The organism is Crocosphaera chwakensis CCY0110, assembly GCF_000169335.1.
Lineage (GTDB): Bacteria > Cyanobacteriota > Cyanobacteriia > Cyanobacteriales > Microcystaceae > Crocosphaera > Crocosphaera chwakensis.
The window spans coordinates 1-3,991 of the sequence record NZ_AAXW01000122.1 but is presented as its reverse complement, the minus strand read 5'-3'; the positions used below and the strand labels follow the sequence as shown (position 1 = coordinate 3,991).

Here is a 3,991-nt window from a genome sequence, read left to right as displayed (position 1 = left end):
CGCAGTTTGAGACTTAATATGTTCCCCTGACTCCGAGGGAAATAAGTAACGTTCCTGACGATTAAAACTGTAGTTGCTCAACAGTTCCCTTAATGGTTCACAGACGGGGACAATTCTTGTTTCCAAGGTTTTTTTATTCCTAATAATGATCCCATTCCTAACCAAACCAGATTCGTCATAAACATCAGCCGTTTCTAAGGCACAAACTTCGTTTAGTCGACAGCCCGTAAATAACATAATCTCAAAGAACATCCGATCTCTTTCATTATTGAACCCCTTAGAGAATAATAACTTGATTGTTGGTTCTTCTTGTAATGGACTTTTTGGTTTAGTTTCCTGGTGTAGTTCTTTCCAAGCTTTGTTTTTATCTTCTTCACTTAATTTCTCATAGGCTTCTATTACTTCAATTGCTGAAAGCATCCATCCAGGTTGCTCCTGAAGCTCTTCAAGATTTACAAAATCAAACTCTTCTGAATCCCAAGGTTCCATACTCATTTTTTCAGTCTCCTTTTTACTATATTATAGTACATAAAATATGTTAATAAAGCACTTCTAAATTGACAGAAACTTAAAATTTTAACTATCAACTTTAACAGTCACCTTAGCCCCAAACTGATCGAAATATTTATTATTCTTTGAGGAATTTATTGATAAATCAGGAATGTTCAACTACAGAACAAGCTATTAAATTATCATTGTCTACTCTCGCAGGTTGTCTCTTACTGTTTTGGTATGTTTCCAATGTAGAGGTTCTAGTTTGTTCTGTACCGATGCTATTGCTTTAATATCGGCTAAATGAGGATGATTCTCTACAAATTCATCTAGTGAATTTAAAATTTTATGGATCTCGTTGTAATTCAACTCAACGGGGTAGGTTTTTTCTGAATCCCAAGGTTTCATACTCATTTTTAGCCTCTTTTCTATTATATTGATTTATATTTCTTTTAAGCAGTATGGGTTGACACAGGTTGCCATGAGAGCTAGGATTTCTGCACCACAATGAGGACAAGTTACTCTTTTCTCATCTCTTGTTAACCAATTTTTGATAGCCTCAATTTGATGAGGTTCAAGTGAAGCACCTTTTAAAAATCTATCAACTTCATACGGACGTATACAACCGAGTTCTGCTGATAGTTGTTTGAGTCCTTTTCTACCTCTTTTAGCTCTTAGTGCATCAGCGATTGCTTTGATTTCTGGATGTCGATCTTGATAAGAAAAAATGAATTCTCGTTGCTTTAAATAATTAATAGAAGACTCACCTGTGTTGTTTCCACTCATTGTTATGTAACCATAAAATAGATTTTTTATTTAACTTTTTTTTTATTAAAAACCCACCAACGTTTTGAACTTTTCTGACCAATCGGGAGAAAGTTTATTAATTTCTTTAGCTAGATTCAAACTCCTATTCGTGATCGCTATTTCTATCAACCATTCGTCAATTTGATAATCTTTATCCTCAACCAACCAAGTCAAAATATCCGCTAAATGCCAAACAGACTGTGACCCTCCATAAACCGCATGAGGACACTTTGAATTATCTTTTGACATTAACTTTTGGATATTCTGACGAGTACATCCTAACAGTTTAGCTATATCTGTTATTCCCACAAAGTCTGGTGCGGCCTCAATAATATTGGCTTGTGGAATAACCTTTAAAACATCTTCTATTGCACTTGATATGGCTTTATAAGCTGTCTCTGATTCCCTTATAAAATCCAAAGCAATATACCCCTTTTTACCAATCCCAATCAAGGCATCGCCACACCCTGACTCATACAATTGATCAATGTAAATATTCGGATCTATATTTTCGTCTGGAAGCTTAAATTTTAACGTAAACTCATATTCTCTCATTGATAACTTCTCCTAACCTTAGTCATCTATTTCCTTTTGATAAATACAGTTATCTACTACTCTTCGTATCTGTCTTGCGTGATTGCTTGGGTTTTTCGGGGTACTCCAAATGCTAGTGATACAGAATTCTCCACATCGGCATTCCGAATCGTTGTAAGGGCAATAAATTTTACCCCAAGCATGAGATCCACCTTCTACTATCCGCCAGCCTTTTTGCTCTGCGTAATCTAAGGCAGCCCTTATATCTTTGTTAGGGTGTTTTTTTGCCATTACATAAAATAACCTATCTCACTGTGTCAAGTGACACTAAAGTTGTTGAGATCAAATAGAGCAATCACTTAGAAAATAATAACTCTTTTATTTTAAAAGGATTAATCATTAATTTATAACAGTAAAGCTAGACAACTTAGTTTTTAGTTTCATTACCCTTCATCATGTTTTTAAATAACTGTTTACTAACTTTACTTAATTGAGGGTCAGTTCCTTGGATAAACGGTACATTCACAACATTATCTAAGCGGTTTAATAAACTGGTTAAAATAGCTTCGAGTTGATGCCGAGTTTTTAAATGAATCCGAGGATTTTCTAATATTTGTCGGGTTGATGAGATCACATCAGTTACCGCATAAGTATAAGACCTTTTACTTACACCAAAAGGAGTCAATGGCTGAGTAATTATTCTCGCTTGATATTGACTCGCACCATAACCTTTTAACTGTATTCGAGTGGTGGTTAACGGTTCATTTTGAATGGGTGATACTTCATTATGAAGCTTTTTTCTGATGTTGTTCATAGGTTTCTAACATGGCTTCAATCCAAGGATCTTGTAATCCAAATTGCTTAGAAAAACCGTAAAGTTTAGCAATCACAGGAATAAACAAACTTTGCATTTCTTCTATGGTTTGTTTACTTTGTTCCATTTGTTGTTGATATTCGGTTTCTATTTGTTTGATTTCATTTTTCTTTCTCGTTACTTGTGCTTTCTGTGCTGCTTGAAGTCGCTGACGATTTAATAATTCTTGACCCGCAAAGTTCGCTAATGCCATCAATAAGTCTTGTTCATTGGCTTTGTTTAAATCTAAGTCAATAAAAGCTCTTTTAGCATCAGCAGCAGTCCAGTTAAACTTTTTGGCAAATTCAACTGCTTCTGTAATAGTCATCGTTTTAAGTCTTTAAAGGCTATACGTTACCGTTAATTATCTCTAATTAGGCTATGATGATCAAGATAATCTTGTTCTCATTTCGGTGACGGGTATCACTTTGGACTGGCCATCAACAAATTAAGCACTATGACTTAGCTAGATTTTAGTGAATTTACTATCAATAAATTAATTAATTGAGTCTTGGTTCTTAGGATGATAGAATAAATTTCTAATTATCAATTTTGAATCAATGAAAAATAGAGATAGATATCCTGATAATTGGGACGAAATTGCCTTAAGGGTTAAACAGTCGGCTAACTGGAGTTGTTCTAAATGTGGACAAATATGTCTATCTCCCGATGATAAAGTATCTATTAACATTTGTCCTACCATACTGTATAAAGCCATTGATCCCGTGCGACTCGTTTAGTTCAAAACAAGGTTAAATCCTTGGTAGAACTAGCTTGGAACTGATTTATCAGAACCATGATAACTGAATATCCGTGTAGGTGAGGATGCCTATCAAGTGACAATATCACAAAAGAAAATAGGTGGCAAATAATAACAAATCCTTAAAATCTCAAGCCCTACTCTCTCGGTGTTGGGAGTAAAAGCATAACCCTTACGGTAGCGAGTGGTCTTCAATCCGTAAAGCAGGGTTAAACGGGGTATTAACTGATAGTCTAAATTCGGTTAATCTTCTAGCAAGAATCTATGGATAGAGCTTTAGCTCAAAGTACCATAACTGTCGAAAAACCGAAGTAGCTAAATAGACTGATAAGCTACACCAAAAGGATAAAAGTGCAAATATTGTCACTTAATTTATAAGTAAGTGATACAACATCAATGGCACTCGGCAGAGAGGTTAAAAGTCACAATCATCGTTATGGCTAAATAGCCAAATAGACTGAACAAGGCTATAGACAAAAGTCAACAGAGAAAATGATTATTACCTAATGAGGTTGTAGGTAAACAACACCAATCTCTCTCGGTGA

7 protein-coding genes are annotated in these 3,991 nt (G+C 34.9%); 1 reads left to right on the top strand and 6 read right to left on the bottom strand.

Going from position 1 to position 3,991, the window contains the following annotated elements:
- From CY0110_RS27405 to CY0110_RS27375, 6 genes are all read right to left on the bottom strand, one after another.
- A partial coding sequence (locus tag CY0110_RS27405; protein WP_008278927.1) for a tyrosine-type recombinase/integrase occupies window positions 1–495 on the bottom strand: 495 nt, incomplete at its 3' end.
- A 204-nt stretch (window positions 496–699) separates the two neighbouring features.
- Window positions 700–906: a hypothetical protein gene (locus tag CY0110_RS27400; protein ID WP_008278926.1), complete on the bottom strand. Its 207-nt coding sequence runs from the start codon at window positions 904–906 to the stop codon at window positions 700–702.
- 27 nt (window positions 907–933) lie between these two features.
- Window positions 934–1,278 carry a hypothetical protein gene (locus tag CY0110_RS27395; protein ID WP_008278925.1) on the bottom strand — a complete coding sequence of 115 codons (345 nt, stop codon included), beginning with the start codon at window positions 1,276–1,278 and terminating at the stop codon, window positions 934–936.
- Window positions 1,279–1,323: 45 nt separating this feature from the next.
- Window positions 1,324–1,854 (bottom strand): helix-turn-helix transcriptional regulator, encoded by a 531-nt coding sequence (locus CY0110_RS27390; RefSeq protein ID WP_008278924.1) that lies wholly within the window; start codon window positions 1,852–1,854, stop codon window positions 1,324–1,326.
- A gap of 406 nt (window positions 1,855–2,260) precedes the next feature.
- Window positions 2,261–2,647 (bottom strand): hypothetical protein, encoded by a 387-nt coding sequence (locus CY0110_RS27380; RefSeq protein WP_008278922.1) that lies wholly within the window; start codon window positions 2,645–2,647, stop codon window positions 2,261–2,263.
- On the bottom strand, window positions 2,619–3,014 hold the full coding sequence (locus tag CY0110_RS27375) for a hypothetical protein (RefSeq protein ID WP_008278921.1): 396 nt from the start codon (window positions 3,012–3,014) through the stop codon (window positions 2,619–2,621). Before CY0110_RS27375 ends, CY0110_RS27380 begins: the two co-directional genes overlap by 29 nt.
- A 232-nt stretch (window positions 3,015–3,246) precedes the next feature.
- On the opposite strand from CY0110_RS27375, the gene CY0110_RS29095 reads away from it, so the two are divergent.
- A complete protein-coding gene (locus CY0110_RS29095) occupies window positions 3,247–3,426 on the top strand; it encodes a hypothetical protein (protein ID WP_232285825.1) in 180 nt (59 codons plus the stop codon).
- Window positions 3,427–3,991: the final 565 nt, after the last annotated feature.

What these genes read in the sequence shown, in the direction of transcription:
- CY0110_RS27380 (WP_008278922.1), bottom strand. Translation starts at nt 2,647, where the DNA reads ATGAACAACATCAGAAAAAAGCTTCATAATGAAGTATCACCCATTCAA.
- CY0110_RS27375 (WP_008278921.1), bottom strand. Translation starts at nt 3,014, where the DNA reads ATGACTATTACAGAAGCAGTTGAATTTGCCAAAAAGTTTAACTGGACT.
- CY0110_RS29095 (WP_232285825.1), top strand. Translation starts at nt 3,247, where the DNA reads ATGAAAAATAGAGATAGATATCCTGATAATTGGGACGAAATTGCCTTA.
- CY0110_RS27395 (WP_008278925.1), bottom strand. Translation starts at nt 1,278, where the DNA reads ATGAGTGGAAACAACACAGGTGAGTCTTCTATTAATTATTTAAAGCAA.
- CY0110_RS27400 (WP_008278926.1), bottom strand. Translation starts at nt 906, where the DNA reads ATGAGTATGAAACCTTGGGATTCAGAAAAAACCTACCCCGTTGAGTTG.
- CY0110_RS27390 (WP_008278924.1), bottom strand. Translation starts at nt 1,854, where the DNA reads ATGAGAGAATATGAGTTTACGTTAAAATTTAAGCTTCCAGACGAAAAT.